Consider the following 16,646-nt stretch of genomic DNA (forward strand, 5'->3'; position numbering starts at 1 on the left):
AGCCCGTCTTATTTTGTGCCAAAACGCTTTTTAAAGCGCTCAACACGTCCACCGGTATCGACAAGTTTCTGTTTGCCTGTATAGAATGGGTGGCATTTTGAACAGATCTCAACACGAATATCGCTCTTGGTGGAACGAGTCGTAAAGGTCTCGCCGCAAGCGCATCTGATTGTGGTCTCTTCATATTTTGGATGAATCCCCTGTTTCAACGTAGTCACCTCTTTCACTCAACGAAACGTTACTTTCAAAATAATAGCACAGCCCCCCGCAAAATGCAAGTACTTTTTTGCAAAAAAACGCGGTGGCGGCGGGGCGCGCCGCACCTTTACCCCCCGTTCGGCTCTCCCCTATTTTAGCACATCTGCCGTCCCCCATAAGTCGTAGGATTTACCAAAATTATTGTGTAAAATTTTCGTAAACACTTGCAAATTCACGAAACATTTGTCACAATATACCTATATAAAGGAATTTTGTAAGCGCATACACAGAGAGGGGGTGCCGGCGGTGACCATCGGCATCATCGATATGGGCTCCAACTCTATCCGCCTGTCGGTCTATCGCTGCACGGGGCGTTCGTTTTCTCTGCTGTTCGGAGACAAGCAGATGGCTGCTCTGGCCGGTTGTATAGAGGGTGGCGACCTGACTGAACAGGGCGTTGAGCGCGCCTGCGGGGCACTGACGCGGCTGCTGCAGCTGACCCGACTGCTGGGAGTCGTACAGGTGCAGGTATTTGCCACCGCATCGCTGCGGCAGATAAGAAACCGGACGCAGGTGCTGACGGCGATCGAACAGGCGTGTGGGGTGCGCCCACAGGTTCTTTCGGGCAAAGAGGAAGCACTGTGCTCGCTGGCCGGGGCGATGCACGCCACCGGCGCTCGGGCGGGGCTGGTGTGCGATATCGGCGGTGGATCGACCGAGCTGGTGGGCTTTGCCGACGGTCGGCCGCTGGATGCAGTAAGTTTGCCGCTGGGCTCGCTGTCGCTGTCGCGGCGGTATGTACCGGGCCTGCTGCCCACGGCAGCGGCCGTGAAGCAGATGCGCCAATACATCACCGAGCAGCTGTGTCTGCTGGATTGGCCGGTGCCGCCCGGCGGGGTGTTGTGCGGAATTGGCGGCACCGTGCGCGCCTGTGGGCAGCTATACGCCCAGATGGGCGGCGGCGATTTGGCCGGCTACTTCCCCGCCAGCTGGGCCGACGAACTGTGCGCGCTGCTTGCCAGCGGCGATGAAAAGCTGCAGCGGCAGGTGTTTTCGCTGGTGCCCGAGCGCATATTGACTCTGGTCCCGGGCGCTGTTTTGCTGGGGCAGATCGCCGCCCATTTTGGCTGCCGACAGGTGCAGGTGAGCACCGGCGGTGTGCGAGAGGGGTATCTGTTGCGGCACGTGCTGGCAGACCCTGCGGCCGAAAACTGACCGGCGGCCCAAAACGACTTGGATAGAGGAGCAAAAGGAGCATACATATTATGAAAGACAAGCGGCACCGCAGCTGCATGGAGAACCGCGAGCTGTCCTGGTTAAAATTTAACGAACGGGTGCTGGAGGAGGCCAACTGCCAAGAGACCCCGCTGATGGAACGGCTGAAGTTTTTATCGATCTTCACCTCTAACCTGGACGAGTTTTACATGGTGCGGGTGGGCACATTGACCGACTTGGCCCTGGTAGAGCCCGACGACCGCGACTCGAAGACCGGCATGACCGCCCAGGAGCAGCTGGCGGCGATCTACCGCGAGACGGCGCCCCTATATGCCCAGCGTGACCGGGCCTTTGCCGAGTTGACCACCCTGATGGCCCAGGCGGGCATTTCTCAACTGCACTACGACGAACTAAAACCGAGCGAGCAAAAGCTGGTAGAGAAGGAATTCTATCGCACAGTGCTGCCGGTGCTGTCGCCCCAGATCATCGACACTCGTCATCCGTTCCCCCACATCGACAACAAGCAGCTCAATGTGGCGGTGTCGCTGCGGCATAAAGATCACACCATGTTCGGCATCATTCCCCTGCCCGGCTCGGTGCCTCGCATGCTGTTCGTGGATAGAGAACAGCTGCGCTATATCCTGATGGAGGAGGTGCTGCTGCAGTTCGCCCCCAAGGTGTTTGACATGTACAAGGTGGGGGAAAAAGCCATCATCTGCATCACCCGCAACGCGGATATCGACGCCGACGCCGGCATGTACGACGAGGACCTGGACTACCGCCAGCACATGAAAAAGGTGCTAAAAAAGCGCATGCGGCTGGCCCCGGTGCGGCTGGAGGTGCAGGGGGATATCAGCGAGGGATTTATTAAGTACCTGCGGGGCAAGCTGGGCATTACCCGCGAACAGGTATTTTTGTGTGCGGCACCGCTGGACCTGTCTTTCTGCTTTGCCCTGACGGGTCAGTTGCCGGCACCGCTTGTCAGCCAGCTGACCGACGCCCCGTTCACCCCGCAGCAGCCGGCGCTCGTAAAACAGGGCGAGCCGGTGCTGCGACAGGTGCTCAAGCGGGATATCCTGCTCTCGTACCCCTATGAGAGCATGAACCCCTTTTTGCGGCTGATCAAAGAGGCGTCGGAAGATAAAAACGTGCTCTCGATCAAGATCACGCTCTACCGCATTGCCCGGCAGGCCAAGTTGGCCGAATATCTGATCGCCGCGGCAGAAAACGGCAAAGAGGTATTTGTGCTCATGGAGCTGCGGGCCCGCTTTGACGAGCAGAACAACATCGAGTGGGCCCAGCGGCTGGAGGAGGCCGGCTGCCGGGTGATCTACGGTATGGACCACTACAAGGTGCACTCGAAAATCTGCCTCATTACCCGCCGCGAGCACGGGCGGCTGCAGACCATCACCCAGGTGGGGACCGGCAACTACAACGAAAAGACCGCCAAGCTCTACACCGACCTGGCCCTGATCACCGCCAACCCACAGATCGGTGCCGACGCCACTGCGTTTTTTAAAAACATGTCGATCGGCAACCTGCACGGCAGCTATGGGCAGCTGTGGGTGGCCCCCTGCTGCTTTAAACAAAACGTGCTGCGCTGCATCGACGAGCAGATCGCGCTGGCCGGCAGCGGCCAACCCGCGGGGGTAATGATGAAATTCAACTCTCTCACCGACATCGACGTGATGGAAAAGCTCATTGAGGCCTCTTGTGCGGGGGTACCCTGCCAGCTCATCGTCCGCGGTATCTGCTGCCTGGTGCCGGGCGTGGAGGGGCTGACCGAGAACATCACCATCATCAGCATCGTGGGGCGCTACCTGGAGCACTCGCGGGTGTACTGTTTCGGGGTGGGACAGCAGATGAAGATGTACATCTCCTCGGGGGACATGATGAGCCGCAACACCATGCACCGGGTAGAGGTCTCGTGCCCGGTGTACGACCCGGCCCTGCGCCAGCGCATCCTGCACATGATGCAGGTAATGCTGGGCGATAATGTAAAGGCCCGCCAGCTGGGCGCCGACGGGCGCTACCGCATACGCCACCCCGACGGACAGATACCGGTGGACAGCCAGCAGTGCTTTATGGACCAAGCCATATTGGACGCGCAGAAGCAGCCGGTCGCCGGCCAGAGCAGTGCGAGCCGCGGGCTGTGGCAAAAGTTGCGGGGGCTGTTTGGCCGGTAGTGCATCTCCCCCGTCTTAAGCATATAAAAAGCGCTGCGCCAGACCGACAGCTGGCGCGGCGCTATTTTGGTTGAATGGGCTGGCGAAAGCGGCTATACTATAAGGTAAAAAGAACCAGTGACCAGAGGTGCCGCCCGCCGCCTGTTCAGGGCAGCGGCGGGGGCCGGTAAAACAAAGCAGTTATGGGGCGCCGGGGCGATCTTTATCCCGGGCGGCCCAATGATAAAAAGGAGTGTTTTGTATTGACGTGGCATGATAGGACGCCCCAGCAGATCGCGGGGCAATTTTCCAGCGATCTGGAACGGGGGCTCACCGATGAGGCCGCCGCCCGTGTGCTGTCCGAGGTGGGCGAGAACAAGCTGCAGGGCAAGCCGCCCAAGACCCTTCTGCAGCGCTTTGCCGCCCAGCTCAAAGACACCATGGTCATCATTCTCATCATCGCCGCCGTTATCTCGACGGTGCTGGCGGTGATGGAGGGGCACGGCGACTTTCTAGAGCCCGCCGTCATTCTGTTCATCGTGATCCTCAACGCGGTGTTGGGGGTATTTCAGGAGAGCAAAGCCGAAAAGGCGCTGGATGCCCTCAAAGATATGTCTACCCCCCACGCGCGGGTGGTGCGCAGCGGCCGCGAGCAGATCATCTCCTCGGCCGAGCTGGTGCCGGGCGATATTCTGGTGCTGGAGGCCGGCGACTACGTGCCCGCCGACGCCAGACTCATCGAGTCCTCCAGTCTGCAGTGCGAGGAGAGCGCCCTGACCGGAGAGAGCGTACCGGCCCAAAAAGATGCGGCGGCCACAGTGGAGGAGCGGGCACCACTGGGCGACCGGGTAAACATGGTGTATTCCGGTTGCAGCGTTACCTATGGCCGCGCTAAGGCCATCGTCACCTCGACAGGTATGTCCTCACAGATCGGTCAGATCGCCGCCATTTTAGACAGCCAGCAAGACACCGCTACCCCGCTGCAGCACAAGCTGGAAAAGATGGGCAAAACGCTGGGCCTGGTGGCGCTGGGCGTGTGCGCGGTGATCTTTATCATCGGCCTCATCGGCGGCACCCCCATCAAAGAGATCTTTATGACCGCTATCTCGCTGGCGGTGGCGGCTATTCCCGAGGGGTTGCCGGCCATCGTCACCATCGTTCTGGCGGTTGGCGTGTCGAAAATGGTGCAGAAAAACGCACTGATCCGGCGCTTACCGGCGGTGGAGACGCTGGGCAGCGCCTCGGTCATCTGCTCGGATAAGACCGGTACGCTCACCCAAAACCGCATGACGGTAACTGCCTGCTGGGTGCCCCGCCGCCAGGAGCGCGCCGACGGTGCGGACCTGCTCGACGAAGTGGGCGCCCCCGACACCCCGGCCGAGGTAGTGTCGCTGCTAAAACTGGCCACACTGTGCTGTGACGGCAAGGTGTTAGAGCAGCCCGACGGCAGTTTGCAGCATATCGGCGACCCCACCGAGACGGCGATCGTAGCCGCCGCACTACAGGCGGGGGAAAAGCAGGAGCAGCTGAATGCCGACTACCCCCGCATGTTCGATCTCCCCTTTGACTCGGACCGCAAGCTGATGACCACCGTCAACATGATCGACGGCCGGCTGCACGTCATCGTAAAAGGCGCCTTTGATATTTTGGCCCCCCGCTGCAGCGGACAGATCGAGACCGCCCGCAAAGCAAACGACCAGATGGCCCAAAATGCACTGCGCGTACTGGCTGTCGCCCACAAGGTCATCGAGGTGCTGCCGCCAGAAGACGAGTCGGCCAGCCTGGAGCAGGATCTCTCGCTCATCGGTCTCATCGGCATGATCGACCCGCCCCGCCAGGAGGCCAAAGACGCCATCGCCACCTGCAAAAAGGCCGGTATACGCCCCATTATGATCACCGGCGACCATGTGGTGACCGCCTCGGCCATCGCCAGCCAGATGGGCATTTTGCAGGAGGGCCAAAAGGCCATCACCGGCGCCCAGCTGCAGGAGATGAGCGACGAGCAGCTGGCGGCTACCATCGGCGACTACTCAGTATACGCCCGGGTGACCCCGCAGGACAAGATCCGCATCGTCAAGGCCTGGCAGCAAAAGGGGCAGATCGTGGCTATGACCGGTGACGGCGTCAACGACGCCCCCGCCCTGAAGGCGGCAGATATTGGCTGTGCCATGGGCATTACCGGCACCGATGTGGCCAAAGGGGCCGCCGATATGGTGCTGACCGACGACAACTTCGCCACCATCGTGGTGGCGGTGCGCGAGGGGCGCGGCATCTTCCAGAACATCGTCAAATCGGTAAAGTTTTTACTCAGCTGCAACATCGGCGAGATCTTTACCGTGCTGACCTCGATGCTGGCCGGCTTTGGCGCCCCGCTGAGCGCCATCCAACTGCTGTGGGTCAACCTGGTCACCGACGGGCTGCCCGCTTTAGCGCTGGGTATGGACGCCCCCGGCAGCGACGTGATGGACGATCCGCCGCGGCCCAAGGATAAAGGTATCTTTGACGGGCCCATGTGGCTGCACATCGTGCTGCAGGGGCTGATGCTGGCGGCGCTCACCGTGACCAGCTACGTGTTGGGCCGCTATGTGTTCGCCGAGAACTCGGTAGCAGAGGGGCGGACCATGGCCTTTTTGGTGCTGGCACTCTCACAGATGTTCCACATCTTTGGCGCCCGCACCCGCCGCTCGATCTTCAAGTCTAACCCTTTTGCCAACCGCTATCTGAACCTGGCGGTGCTGGCCTCTATCGCGCTGATCTTGGCAGTAGCGCTGATCCCACCGGTGGCCGGTATCTTTGGCATGGTACACCTGCCGCTGGCCGCCTGGGGCTGCGTGCTGGGACTGAGCGTGCTGCCGGTGCCCATCGTGGAGATCGCCAAGCTGTTTAGCCGCAATAAATAAAACTGCATCACCGCTATAAAAGAGAAAGAGCCACCCGGCCGGATGGCTCTTTCTCTTTTTATACTCTATTTTTGCCGGTGGTCTGCGCCGGCCCGATAGCGGCCCAGTAGCCCGTCGTACCGCCGGCCAGCCAGCCGAAAATACAGCTCGAACCCGGCGGTGAATACAGCCAATACAGCTAAAAAGATGAGCCCGAACAGCACCCAAGCGCTGGCATACTGGCTGGGAAACCACTCCAGCAGCAGGGCCGCCCCTACCAGTACCGGCAGTAACAGTGCGGCAAACAGCAGCAGGCGGGCGGTGTAGCGCATCTTTTTAAAGAGCGCTTGCGTAAAGCACAGGTATTGCAGGCCGGTGGCGACGGCGGTGAGCCCCAACAGGTATAAAAGGCTGGTGACTCGTATTTGGGTGCGCCCCATAAACAGGCACACCAGCGCGTACAGCAGCGCACAGCCGGTAAAGGCAAAGCAGCAGGCGGCTTTCCACTCCATGACCCGGCGCATAAATTTTTTCATCAGCGATCTCCCCTCTCCAGAGCGGCCAGTTTTTGGCGAAAAGCGCCCGCGTACTGACGGGAGGCGTACAGCTTTTCACCGCCCTCCACGGTGAGCAGCAGCCGGCCGCCCAGATCGGGGCGCATGGCACATATCTTGGCAAAATTGACGATGGTGGACCGTGAGGCCCGGAAAAAATCGAGTTTCTCCAGCCGGTCAGCCAGCTCATACAGGCGCAGGGCGCTCTCGTATACGGCAGTTTCGGTGTAGAAAAAGGTCTTTTTATCCACCGAGTCGATATACAGAATATCCCGTACGTCGACGATGTGGACCTCCCCGTCGCGGATACCGGTGAGCTTTTGCTGGTAGAGCCGCAGACCGGTCACGATCTGCAGCACCGCTTCGTCGATGACCGGGCAGTCGATCTGTACCTGCGTCTCGGTGAGTGCCGGGTCCTGATTCAGTTTGATCTTCACACACAGCTCCTCCTGTCTGCACAGATGGCAGCGCCTCTGTACGACCCCTATTATACTGGGCGCCGCGCACGCCGGCAAGGTGCCCGCTCCCCAGTGGTAGATATTCGGCGCCCAAATGCCGATACGCGGGTCTCACCTGGGAACGCTTGCCCGGTCAGGTCCTGACTGCCGACACCGCAACGCCCGGCCAGCCGGTTTACCGGCCCCAGTTGCTCGTTTTTTTAGATGTGTCTGCTCCCCTGCTGTATGCCGGCTGTTGGGCTGCTCGAGATGTGCTATAATCATACTATATAGGACCTGCCGGATACCGAGACCACAGATAGGAAGGAGCGCTGTGCCCGATGATACCCACTTTGACCCCCGACAGCGGGGTGCCGCTGTACCGCCAGCTGATAGACGCCCTGCGCAGTTCGATCGCCGCTGGCGAGTTCTCGATCGACCAGAAGATCCCCACCGAGGCACAGCTGAGCCAGCGGTACGGTATCAGCCGCATTACCGTGCGCGAGGCCATCGACGCGCTGGTAGAGGAGGGCCTGCTCATCAGACGGCAGGGCAAAGGCACCTATGTAGCACGCCCGTACATAGGCCGCGACATGGCTGAATTTCGCGGGTTCACCAACGCCTGTGAGGCCGGCGGCCAGGTGGCTGGCACAGAGGTGCTTTCGGTCGGCTACCAGACTGCCGGCGAGGAGGAGGCCTCTTTTTTGGGCATACGCCCCGGAGAACCGGTCGTTGCACTGCGGCGGCTGCGCTTTGCCGACGGCGTACCCATCATGATCGAGCAGAATATTTTTGCCCGCCACTACAGCTTTTTGCTGCAGGAGGATCTCTCTGGTTCGCTGTATCGGGTGCTGCAAAAATATCACATTACCCCCAGCGACACGATAAAGGCGATCGGCATCAGCTATGCCAGCCGGGAGGAGGCGGCGCTTTTGCAGGTAGAGCCCAGGACCGCCCTACTGTGCATCGACGACTATGTGCGCGACAGCCACCAAAACCCCCTGCACTGCGCCCGGCAGATCATTCGCAGCGACCGCTATAAGTTGTATATGCGGGGGACCTGTGTGGGTATTTGACTGTGCAGACGAAACCAGGCAGCACTAGGCAGCACTAGGCAGCACCGGTTGCCCAGTGTTTTTCACTTTGCTGTATTCGACATTTTTTGACGACCCATTGTGACAAGTGCACAGAACGTGTATACTAGCTGTAAGAGGGGCGAGGAGGGAAACGGGCATGTTTTGTATGGTGCACAGTCTGGGTCTGGTGGGCCTGCAGGCCTACCGCATACAGGTAGAGGTGGACACTGCACGCGGGCTGCCGAGCTTTGAGATCGTGGGGTTGCCCGACACGGCGGTAAAAGAGTCGCGAGACCGGGTGCGGGCAGCGGTAAAAAACAGCGGCTTTGCCTTTCCGGTGAGCCGCATCACCGCCAATCTGGCGCCGGCAGATATCAAAAAAGCCGGCTCGGTATATGACCTGCCGCTTTTTGTGGGCATATTGCGAGCTTCGGGTCAACTGAAAGCCGACACCGACGACTGCGCCTTTATCGGTGAGCTGTCGCTGCGGGGTGACCTGCGGCCGGTGCGGGGCGTGCTGCCCATGGCTATCGAGGCCCGCCGGCAGGGGTACCGGGCACTGTTCGTGCCGGCAGAGAACGCCATGGAGGCAGGGGTGGTAGAGGGGCTTGAGATCTTACCGGCTGCCACGGTAAAAGAGGTGCTGGATCACCTGAGCAAAGCAGCGCTGATCGCCCCCTACCACAGCCAGCTGCCGCCGGACGACACGATATACCCGCTGGACTTTGCCGACGTGAAGGGGCAGTACCTGGCTAAGCGCGCCTTTGAGGTGGCGGCCTGCGGCGGGCACAACATTCTGCTGATGGGGCCGCCGGGATCAGGTAAGAGCATGCTGGCCAAACGGCTGCCGGGCATCATGCCGCCCATGACGTTCGCGGAAAAGCTCTCGGCCACGATGGTGCACTCGATCGCCGGGACACTGCCGCCCGAGACGGCACTGCTCTCGTCGCGCCCGTTTCGGGCACCGCACCACACGATATCAGCGGTGGGGCTGGCGGGGGGCGGCAGCACGCCCCGGCCGGGCGAGGTATCGCTGGCCAGTGGGGGCATTTTGTTTTTAGACGAGTTTGCCGAATTTAAGCGCAGCGCCATCGAGGTGTTGCGGCAGCCTATGGAGGACGGCACCGTGCGCATAAACCGCGGCGGAGTGACGGTGCAGTACCCCTGTGATATTTTACTGGTAGCGGCCATGAACCCCTGCCCCTGCGGCTGGGCGGGCCACCCCACCCGCCGGTGCAGCTGCAGCCCCTCGGCCATCAGCCGCTACTTGGGGCGCATCAGCGGGCCGGTGCTCGACCGCATTGATATACACCTACAGCTGCAGCCGGTGGATTATGACGCGCTGGCCTCTCCCCTACCGGCGGAATCGAGTGCGCAGATACGCCGCCGGGTAGTGGCCGGCCGTCAGCGACAGCTGGACCGACAACAGCAGACCGGTGTGTCGTGCAACGCCAAGTTGCCCGCCGGGGTACTGGATACCGTGTGTGCCATGACCGAGCCCGCACAGCAGATGCTGCGGGGCGCTTTTGAGCGGATGGGCCTGTCGGCCCGGGCCCGGGACAAACTGCTAAAGCTGAGCCGCACCGTGGCTGACTTAGACGGCAGCGAGCAGATCACCGGAGACCACATGGCAGAGGTAATCCAGTACCGGCAGCTGGACCGGCCCGATGCCGGGTTTTAGACCGGGGTCGGCTGGGCGGCTCGCCGCCGACAGATATAAAAAAGCCTCTGGCAGCTATGGCCAGAGGCTTTTATTTGTGGTATTTGGTGTTGGCGCCGATGGAGAAAGCGCGGTAGATCTGCTCGAGCAGCATGAGCCTGAAAAGCTGGTGGGGGAAAGTCATCGGCGAGACCGACAGCCGCATTTGGCAGGCCTTTTTCACCTGCTCGTGCAGCCCGTAGCTGCCGCCGATGACAAAGGTGAACTGGCTGATGCCCGCCAGCGCCTTTTTTTGCAGCAGCTGCGACAGCTGGGGAGAAGAGCAGGTCTGCCCCTCTACGCACAGGGCGATGTGATAGCCGCCGGCGGGCAGTTTGGCCAGCAGGCGCTGACCCTCGTCGGCGAGCACGGCGTCGACGCTGTCGTGCAGGCGGGTCTCGGGCAGCTCGGTAACAGTGAGCTTACAAAAGCTCTGCAGCCGTTTGGCGTATTCCTGGCAGCCCTGTACCAGATATTTTTCTTTGAGTTTGCCGATGCAGAGCACCTGTACACTGAGCATCGTATCACAGCTCCCACAGCGGCGAGGCGGTGTCGCGCGGGGCCACCGACAGCTGGAGGTCCCCCTCGGGATCGGCCCCCATCATCTGCAGCTGGCAGGCCGTTGTTTGATAGGCTACCTCGGGCGCGTTGGAGTTGATGCTGAGGTGGGCCAGCATAAAGCGTGGCACCCCCCGCTGGGTGAGCGTGCACACCGTCTGTGCGCACAGGTCGTTGGAGAGATGGCCGCAGTCGGAGAAGATGCGCCGTTTGAGAAAATAGGGGTAGTCGCAGCTGCGGAGCATGTTCTCGTCGTAATTGGACTCGAGCACGATGAGATCACTGTCGGCGACTTTGTCGATAAACCCATCGGGCAGCTGGCCCATATCGGTGGCCACCGTCACCTTTTTGCCCCGTGCGGTCCGCACCCGGTAGGCCATACTGTCGGCGCAGTCGTGGCTGGTGCGCATGGCGCTGATCTGCATGTCCTGGATCTCAAACGGGGTCTCTTCTTCTATGTAGTGGACCGGGTAATCGCTCTGCAGCAGATCTTTCATCCGCAGTGCCCCGGCGGTGCCGGTGGTGGTGTACAGCGGGGTGTGGTATTTTTTTAAAAACACCTTGAGCCCCCGCACATGGTCGATATGCTCGTGGGTGATGAGGATACCGCCCAGCGACTCGGGCTCGATGCCCCGGCTCTGCAGCTGCAGTACGGTCTGCTTGCAGTTTTTGCCGATATCGACCAGCAATCCGCCGCATTCACTGCCGATATAGGTGCTGTTACCGCTGGAACCGCTGTACAGCGTACAAACTTTTGCCATGCTCTACCCTGTCCTCTCTGGCCGCTTACTGTTTTTGGGGCGCACACTCTACCCGGCGGATATCGGCCCCCAGATCGCGCAGCTTGGAGACGATGTCTTCGTATCCGCGCTCGATATGGCGGATATCCTCGATCTCGCTGATACCGTCGGCCATGAGGCCGGCGATGACCATGGCCGCCCCGGCCCGCAGATCGACCGAGCGCAGCACACCGCCGTGCAGGCGGTCGACCCCGTCGACCACCGCCACCTGGCCGTCGACCTGGACGTTGGCGCCCAGTTTTTTGAGTTCTTCGACGTAGGCGAAGCGGTTGTCCCACACGCCTTCGGTGATGATGCTGGTCCCCTCGGCCACGGTGAGCATGGTGGTCATCTGCGGCTGCATATCGGTGGGAAAACCCGGATGGGGCAGTGTTTTGATGTTGCACTTTTGAATGGGCCCCTCGCGCTGGACGCGCACCGCCTCGTCGTACTCGGTCACCTGGGCGCCGGCTCTGATGAGGTTGGCGGTAATAGACTCGAGGTGCTTGGGAATAACCCCGCTGACCAGCACGTCGCCGCCGGTGGCGGCTGCGGCCACCATATAGGTGCCGGCCTCGATCTGGTCGGGGATGATGCCGTATTCGGTGCGGCCGAGCTTTTCGACCCCGTGGATCTTGATGACGTCGGTTCCGGCGCCGCGGATATCGGCTCCCAGCGAATTTAGAAAATTGGCCACATCGACGATGTGGGGCTCTTTGGCCACATTTTCTAAGATGGTGACCCCCTGCGCCTTGACGGCGGCCATCATTACGTTGATGGTGGCCCCCACCGAGACGATGTCGAAATACACGTGGGCGCCGATGAGCTGATCGGCGCTGACATGGATGATATCCCCCTCGATGCCGACCTGGGCACCCAGCGCCTCGAACCCTTTGAGGTGCTGATCGATGGGGCGAATGCCGAAATCACAGCCGCCGGGCAGCGCGGCACACACCTGATTGTACCGGCCCAGCAGCGCGCCGATAAAGTAGTAGGAACCGCGCATTTTTTTGGCCAGCGCATAGGGCACATCGGTGCCCAAAACGGTGGTGGGATCGATAGACAGGGTGTTTTTGGTGATATATTCTACCTGGGCGCCCATGGCGGCCAGAATGTCTTTGCTGATATCGATATCGCTGATGGCGGGCACATTTTCTATAAGACAGGGGCCCTCGGCCAGCAGCACGGCGGGCAAAATAGCGACGGCGGCGTTTTTGGCACCGCTCACGTTTACTTCACCGCTCAGCGGCTTTCCCCCGCGGATGACGAATTTCTCCAATGGTAAACGCTCCCTTTACAGACGCAGAGCGCACCTGCCCCACTCCCCCGGGGCTGCTGCGGCGCGCTAAACTCGTATACAAAATCGCCACCAATATGCCGTGGACAGCGCTGCCCGGCGGCCGTGGCGAGTGAAAAAAGCGAAAGATCGCGGTGGCCGGGACCTATACCCGGCGGGGCCGCGCCCCACAAGCGGCACGCTGTGCTGTACGCAGAGATACCCCTTGTCACCACCTGTGTATGGATGAAGTTATTATAGCATCTTTGACCAAAAAAGAAAAGTAGCATTTTGCCATTTTGCCCGGCAACATCTGTCTTTGACTGTATTTTCCCCAAAAACAAGGCCGATACTCGGCAATTTTGTATGTCAAACCGGCACCGAGCGACTGCTGATGCGCCTTGAGGCGGTACGCTGCACAAAAGGCAAGATGTTACGAAATTGTTAAAACGGGCCAAAAAGCGTTAAAAGCGCACCCATTTACGCGCCGTTTGCCGTTTGGCGGGCGGCGCGTGACGGGCGATGGATGACGGATGATGAGCCGGTGTGTCGGCGGCAGAGATGCGATCGCAGGATCTGTTTAGAGGGCGAGATATGGGCGGGGAAAAACAGGCGGTCAGCGTGAAAAACAATTGCCGGCTCAAGAGGGAACAAGATGCTATAGATATTTTTTTACAAAAGAGCATTGGATGGCGGCTCGGGACTATCGGGACGCGGCGGGCGGCAGGAGGCGGGCCCGGCAGGTGCTGGACGGCGCCGGGGCGGGAGACAAAAAAGGCCGGGGGCCGCAGCGCAATCGCTGCGGCCCCCGGCCTTTTATAGAAATAGGTGATCGCCTATTTTAGATGTAGTTGAGCGGGTCCATATAAGAGCCGCCGATGCGCACCTCAAAATGGCAGTGGTTGCCGGTGGCGTTGCCGGTGCGGCCGACGCGGGCGATCTGCTGACCTTTGCTGACGGTCTGGCCGGCAGTCACCAGCAGCTCGGAGTTGTGGCCGTACAGCGTTTTCATACCGTTGCCGTGGTTGATGATGATGTGGTAGCCGTAGCCCACGTTCTGGTAGGCCACTTTCTCGACCACGCCGTCATCGGCGGCGTATACGGCGGTGCCGGCGGGGGCGGCGATATCCATACCGGTATGGCCGTAGTACCCCCAGATGGGGCAGCTGATATAGCCGCCGGCTACCGGCCAGATAAGGCTGCCGGAAGCAGAGCCGCTGTAGCCGCCGCTATAGGTGCTGGAACTGCCGCTGTAGCTGGGCGAGTAGCTGACTTTGGTGCCCTCGACCACCTTTTTAGTGACCGGCTCGGATAGGACCTTGGCACTGAGAATGGTCTTTTCGGTCTCGACACCGCCGACCGTGACCACGCGGGCGGTGACTTCCTGCTCGCCCTCGACGCCTTCTTGCAGCGTGGTGGTGGTTCCCTTGTCGTACTCGGCGCTCTGGCTGGTCTCGGTCTCGAAGGGGATCTTCTCGTTATAGGTGACCTGACGGGTGGCCTTGACCTGAATGATGGGCACCGGATTTTGGATGACGACCGGATCGCCCGGGAACAGGTCGCCGGTGATGTTGGGGTTTAGGGCCACCAGCGTGCTGAGGGTGATGTTGTTTTTGGCGGCGATATCGATGGGGGTGTCGCCGTCCTGGGTGGTGTAGATCTTCTCCTCCACCTCCTGCGAGCTCAGCAGGGCGACCATCTCTTCGTCGGCCATCTCGCTGTCGGTGGGGAAAAGCCCCTCTTTGAGCTCGACGGATTTATTGAACTCCACCGTGGCGTCGGGGTACTGGGCCTTGACCGGGTCGATCATGGCGGCCAGCGCCTGCTGGGTGGCGGTCTCGTCTTTTACACAGCCCTGGAACTCGCCGTTTATATAGAGACCGTAGCCCTCGACGATCTCGGCGCCGGAGGCGCTGATGAGCGTATTGGCCAGCTCCTCGGTCTCGACGACTTTTTTCGAGTCGACTACGGCGATGGAGTAGGTGGGGCTTTTGATGTACTCGGTATCGGTGCTGTCTTTGACGGCGATGCGGTCGTTGACCACTTTTTTGGCCTGGTTGAAGGTGGCCTCGCTGTCGACGTAGCCGACAACTTGTCCCTCATACTCGACCTTGAGGGCGAAGTTTAAGTTGAGCACGGTGCTGATGACCAGCGCGCTGACGGCGATGGCCGCTACCGGCATAAGGTAGTTGATGGCCTTTTTAAAGCCGTGCTGCGAGCGGCCGAACCAGCCCTTAAAGTGGGCCCGACCGGACTTGTGCGGGTCTTTGTGGGCCCGCCAGGTGCCGCGGACACCGTCGACGATGTTGCCGAAAAAGCGCTGTACCGGGTTGACCAGATGTTTTTTGGCCTTTACCATCAGTTCGATAAAGCTGTGCGCCACCCTGCCCGGCAGCTGCTTCAAGACGATAGCCATCGCCTTTCTGCGCTTTACCCATATTTTATGATAGTGCTTATACCGGCGGATAATCACGGTGCCGATATAGCAGCTGAATGCATCGATCTTGTGGGCGACCTTTTTAACGGTCTTTTTAAAACTCTTGTCTTCTGACTGCCCGCCCCCGCTTTGGGTCATCTCATCTTTTTTGAGGTCTTGAGACAAACCTTTTGGCAGATGCGCCATCCAATCACTCCTGTCTTGGGAATTGCCGTGAACCAATTTCAAATCTTACAAATTGGTTACAACTTGGTTACTATTATATCGCAATCCTGTAAGATTTCAACCCCTGCCGGCGGAAAAAGCCGATTTTTGGCCCGATTATCGTGGAACTTTGCTAGTAATGGTCGCCAGTGAGCTCTGTCATTTGGTCGATTATACCCTGCATGTCTCCAGGAATTGGGGCTTGTACTGTAAGATATTGGCCGCTGACCGGGTGTAAAAAGCGCAGCGTGCGGCAGTGCAGGGCCGGCCTGGCGATGGATCGTAACGTTCCACCGTATTGGCTGTCGCCCAGCAACGGGTGGCCCAGATAGGACATGTGCACCCGTATTTGGTGGGTGCGGCCGGTGGGCAGCTGGCAGCGCACCAGCGAACAGCCGGGGCCCCGACCCAGGGTACCGTAGTCGGTGCGGGCATATTGGCCGTGTGGATGGACGATGCGTTTGGTGAGGATCTCCTGCTCGCGGAGGATAGGGGCCTCGACCGTGCCGGTGGGCGGGGTGAGCGCGCCCTCGACAATAGCCAGGTAAACTTTTTGCAACCGGCCGGTAAGTGCGCTGGCCGCATACTGGTTTTTGGCCACCAGCACACAGCCGGTGGTGTCTTTATCCAGCCGGTTGACGATGCGGAACTTGAGCTGCAGACCCAGCTGGTCGCAGTGGGCGGCAAACACGTTGGCCAGTGTATCCTGATGGTGGGCATAGGCGGTGTGGCTGGGCATGTTGACCGGCTTGTTATAGACCATGAGGTCGTCGTCTTCATATAAAACAGGGACGGTGATAAGGCTGCGGCGATAGGTGTTTTGCTCTTCGGGCAGGCGCACCTGCAGCCGGTCGCCGGTGTGCACCGGGTCGATGGTGCGGATGTGGGAACCGTTACACCGCAGGCCCAGCGGGTCTTTGCGCAACCGGGTGAGCGTGCGGGAGGAATAGCCGTAAGCGCCTTTGAGGATCTGCTTGACCGACTTGCCGTTTTGGTGCTCTTTGATGATGTAGACGATCTCCCGCAAGAATACCGCTCCTTTCTGCCATGACGGATGTTTTACACATTTGATGGGCCGGCGATACGCGCGTGCCCGACATGAGCTTCTATTATATAGGAAAAAGGCGAAAAAGGCAAAATAGGGGGTGCTTGTGGGGAGCAAGGCGACA

General features: G+C 60.0%; 13 protein-coding genes. 5 read left to right on the forward strand and 8 right to left on the reverse strand.

Features of this window, described 5'->3' with window-relative positions; all coding sequences use genetic code 11:
• Positions 1-8 precede the first annotated feature (8 nt).
• On the reverse strand, positions 9-209 hold the full coding sequence (rpmE, locus tag C6Y32_RS08665; RefSeq protein WP_105204909.1) for a 50S ribosomal protein L31: 201 nt from the start codon (positions 207-209) through the stop codon (positions 9-11).
• A gap of 295 nt (positions 210-504) precedes the next feature.
• Here rpmE and C6Y32_RS08670 point away from each other — a divergent pair, with 295 nt between their 5' ends.
• The 3 genes from C6Y32_RS08670 (at position 505) to C6Y32_RS08680 (ending at position 6,478) form a co-directional block, all read left to right on the forward strand.
• Positions 505-1,413, forward strand: a complete 909-nt coding sequence (locus C6Y32_RS08670; RefSeq protein WP_105204910.1) for a Ppx/GppA phosphatase family protein — start codon at positions 505-507, stop codon at positions 1,411-1,413.
• 50 nt (positions 1,414-1,463) lie between these two features.
• Positions 1,464-3,599, forward strand: a complete 2,136-nt coding sequence (gene ppk1, locus C6Y32_RS08675) for a polyphosphate kinase 1 (protein WP_105204911.1) — start codon at positions 1,464-1,466, stop codon at positions 3,597-3,599.
• A gap of 242 nt (positions 3,600-3,841) precedes the next feature.
• Positions 3,842-6,478: a cation-translocating P-type ATPase gene (locus C6Y32_RS08680; protein WP_243562641.1), complete on the forward strand. Its 2,637-nt coding sequence runs from the start codon at positions 3,842-3,844 to the stop codon at positions 6,476-6,478.
• A gap of 65 nt (positions 6,479-6,543) precedes the next feature.
• Here C6Y32_RS08680 and C6Y32_RS08685 read toward each other — a convergent pair whose 3' ends face one another.
• Positions 6,544-6,993 (reverse strand): hypothetical protein, encoded by a 450-nt coding sequence (locus C6Y32_RS08685; RefSeq protein ID WP_105204913.1) that lies wholly within the window; start codon positions 6,991-6,993, stop codon positions 6,544-6,546.
• On the reverse strand, positions 6,993-7,448 hold the full coding sequence (locus C6Y32_RS08690) for a LytTR family DNA-binding domain-containing protein (RefSeq protein ID WP_164998193.1): 456 nt from the start codon (positions 7,446-7,448) through the stop codon (positions 6,993-6,995). The genes C6Y32_RS08685 and C6Y32_RS08690 overlap by 1 nt, the downstream gene beginning before the upstream one ends.
• A 341-nt stretch (positions 7,449-7,789) precedes the next feature.
• Between C6Y32_RS08690 and C6Y32_RS08695 the strand changes: the two genes are divergently transcribed.
• Together C6Y32_RS08695 and C6Y32_RS08700 are read left to right on the forward strand one after the other, a co-directional pair.
• Positions 7,790-8,524, forward strand: a complete 735-nt coding sequence (locus tag C6Y32_RS08695) for a GntR family transcriptional regulator (RefSeq protein WP_105204915.1) — start codon at positions 7,790-7,792, stop codon at positions 8,522-8,524.
• Between the two features lie 157 nt (positions 8,525-8,681).
• On the forward strand, positions 8,682-10,205 hold the full coding sequence (locus C6Y32_RS08700; RefSeq protein WP_105204916.1) for a YifB family Mg chelatase-like AAA ATPase: 1,524 nt from the start codon (positions 8,682-8,684) through the stop codon (positions 10,203-10,205).
• A 70-nt stretch (positions 10,206-10,275) separates the two neighbouring features.
• Here the strand turns inward: C6Y32_RS08700 and C6Y32_RS08705 are convergent, their stop codons facing one another.
• The 5 genes from C6Y32_RS08705 to C6Y32_RS08730 form a co-directional block, all read right to left on the reverse strand.
• Entirely contained in the window at positions 10,276-10,743 is a 468-nt protein-coding gene (locus C6Y32_RS08705; protein ID WP_105204917.1) for a 23S rRNA (pseudouridine(1915)-N(3))-methyltransferase RlmH, read from the reverse strand.
• Positions 10,744-10,747: 4 nt separating this feature from the next.
• Positions 10,748-11,542 carry an MBL fold metallo-hydrolase gene (locus tag C6Y32_RS08710; RefSeq protein WP_105204918.1) on the reverse strand — a complete coding sequence of 265 codons (795 nt, stop codon included), beginning with the start codon at positions 11,540-11,542 and terminating at the stop codon, positions 10,748-10,750.
• 25 nt (positions 11,543-11,567) lie between these two features.
• Entirely contained in the window at positions 11,568-12,839 is a 1,272-nt protein-coding gene (locus C6Y32_RS08715) for a UDP-N-acetylglucosamine 1-carboxyvinyltransferase (protein WP_105204919.1), read from the reverse strand.
• Between the two features lie 838 nt (positions 12,840-13,677).
• Positions 13,678-15,459 carry a peptidoglycan DD-metalloendopeptidase family protein gene (locus C6Y32_RS08725; RefSeq protein ID WP_105204921.1) on the reverse strand — a complete coding sequence of 594 codons (1,782 nt, stop codon included), beginning with the start codon at positions 15,457-15,459 and terminating at the stop codon, positions 13,678-13,680.
• Positions 15,460-15,610: 151 nt separating this feature from the next.
• A complete protein-coding gene (locus tag C6Y32_RS08730) occupies positions 15,611-16,504 on the reverse strand; it encodes an RluA family pseudouridine synthase (protein WP_164998194.1) in 894 nt (297 codons plus the stop codon).
• Positions 16,505-16,646: the final 142 nt, after the last annotated feature.

The organism is Neobittarella massiliensis (ex Bilen et al. 2018) (assembly GCF_900289145.1).
In the GTDB taxonomy this organism is placed as follows: domain Bacteria; phylum Bacillota; class Clostridia; order Oscillospirales; family Ruminococcaceae; genus Neobittarella; species Neobittarella massiliensis.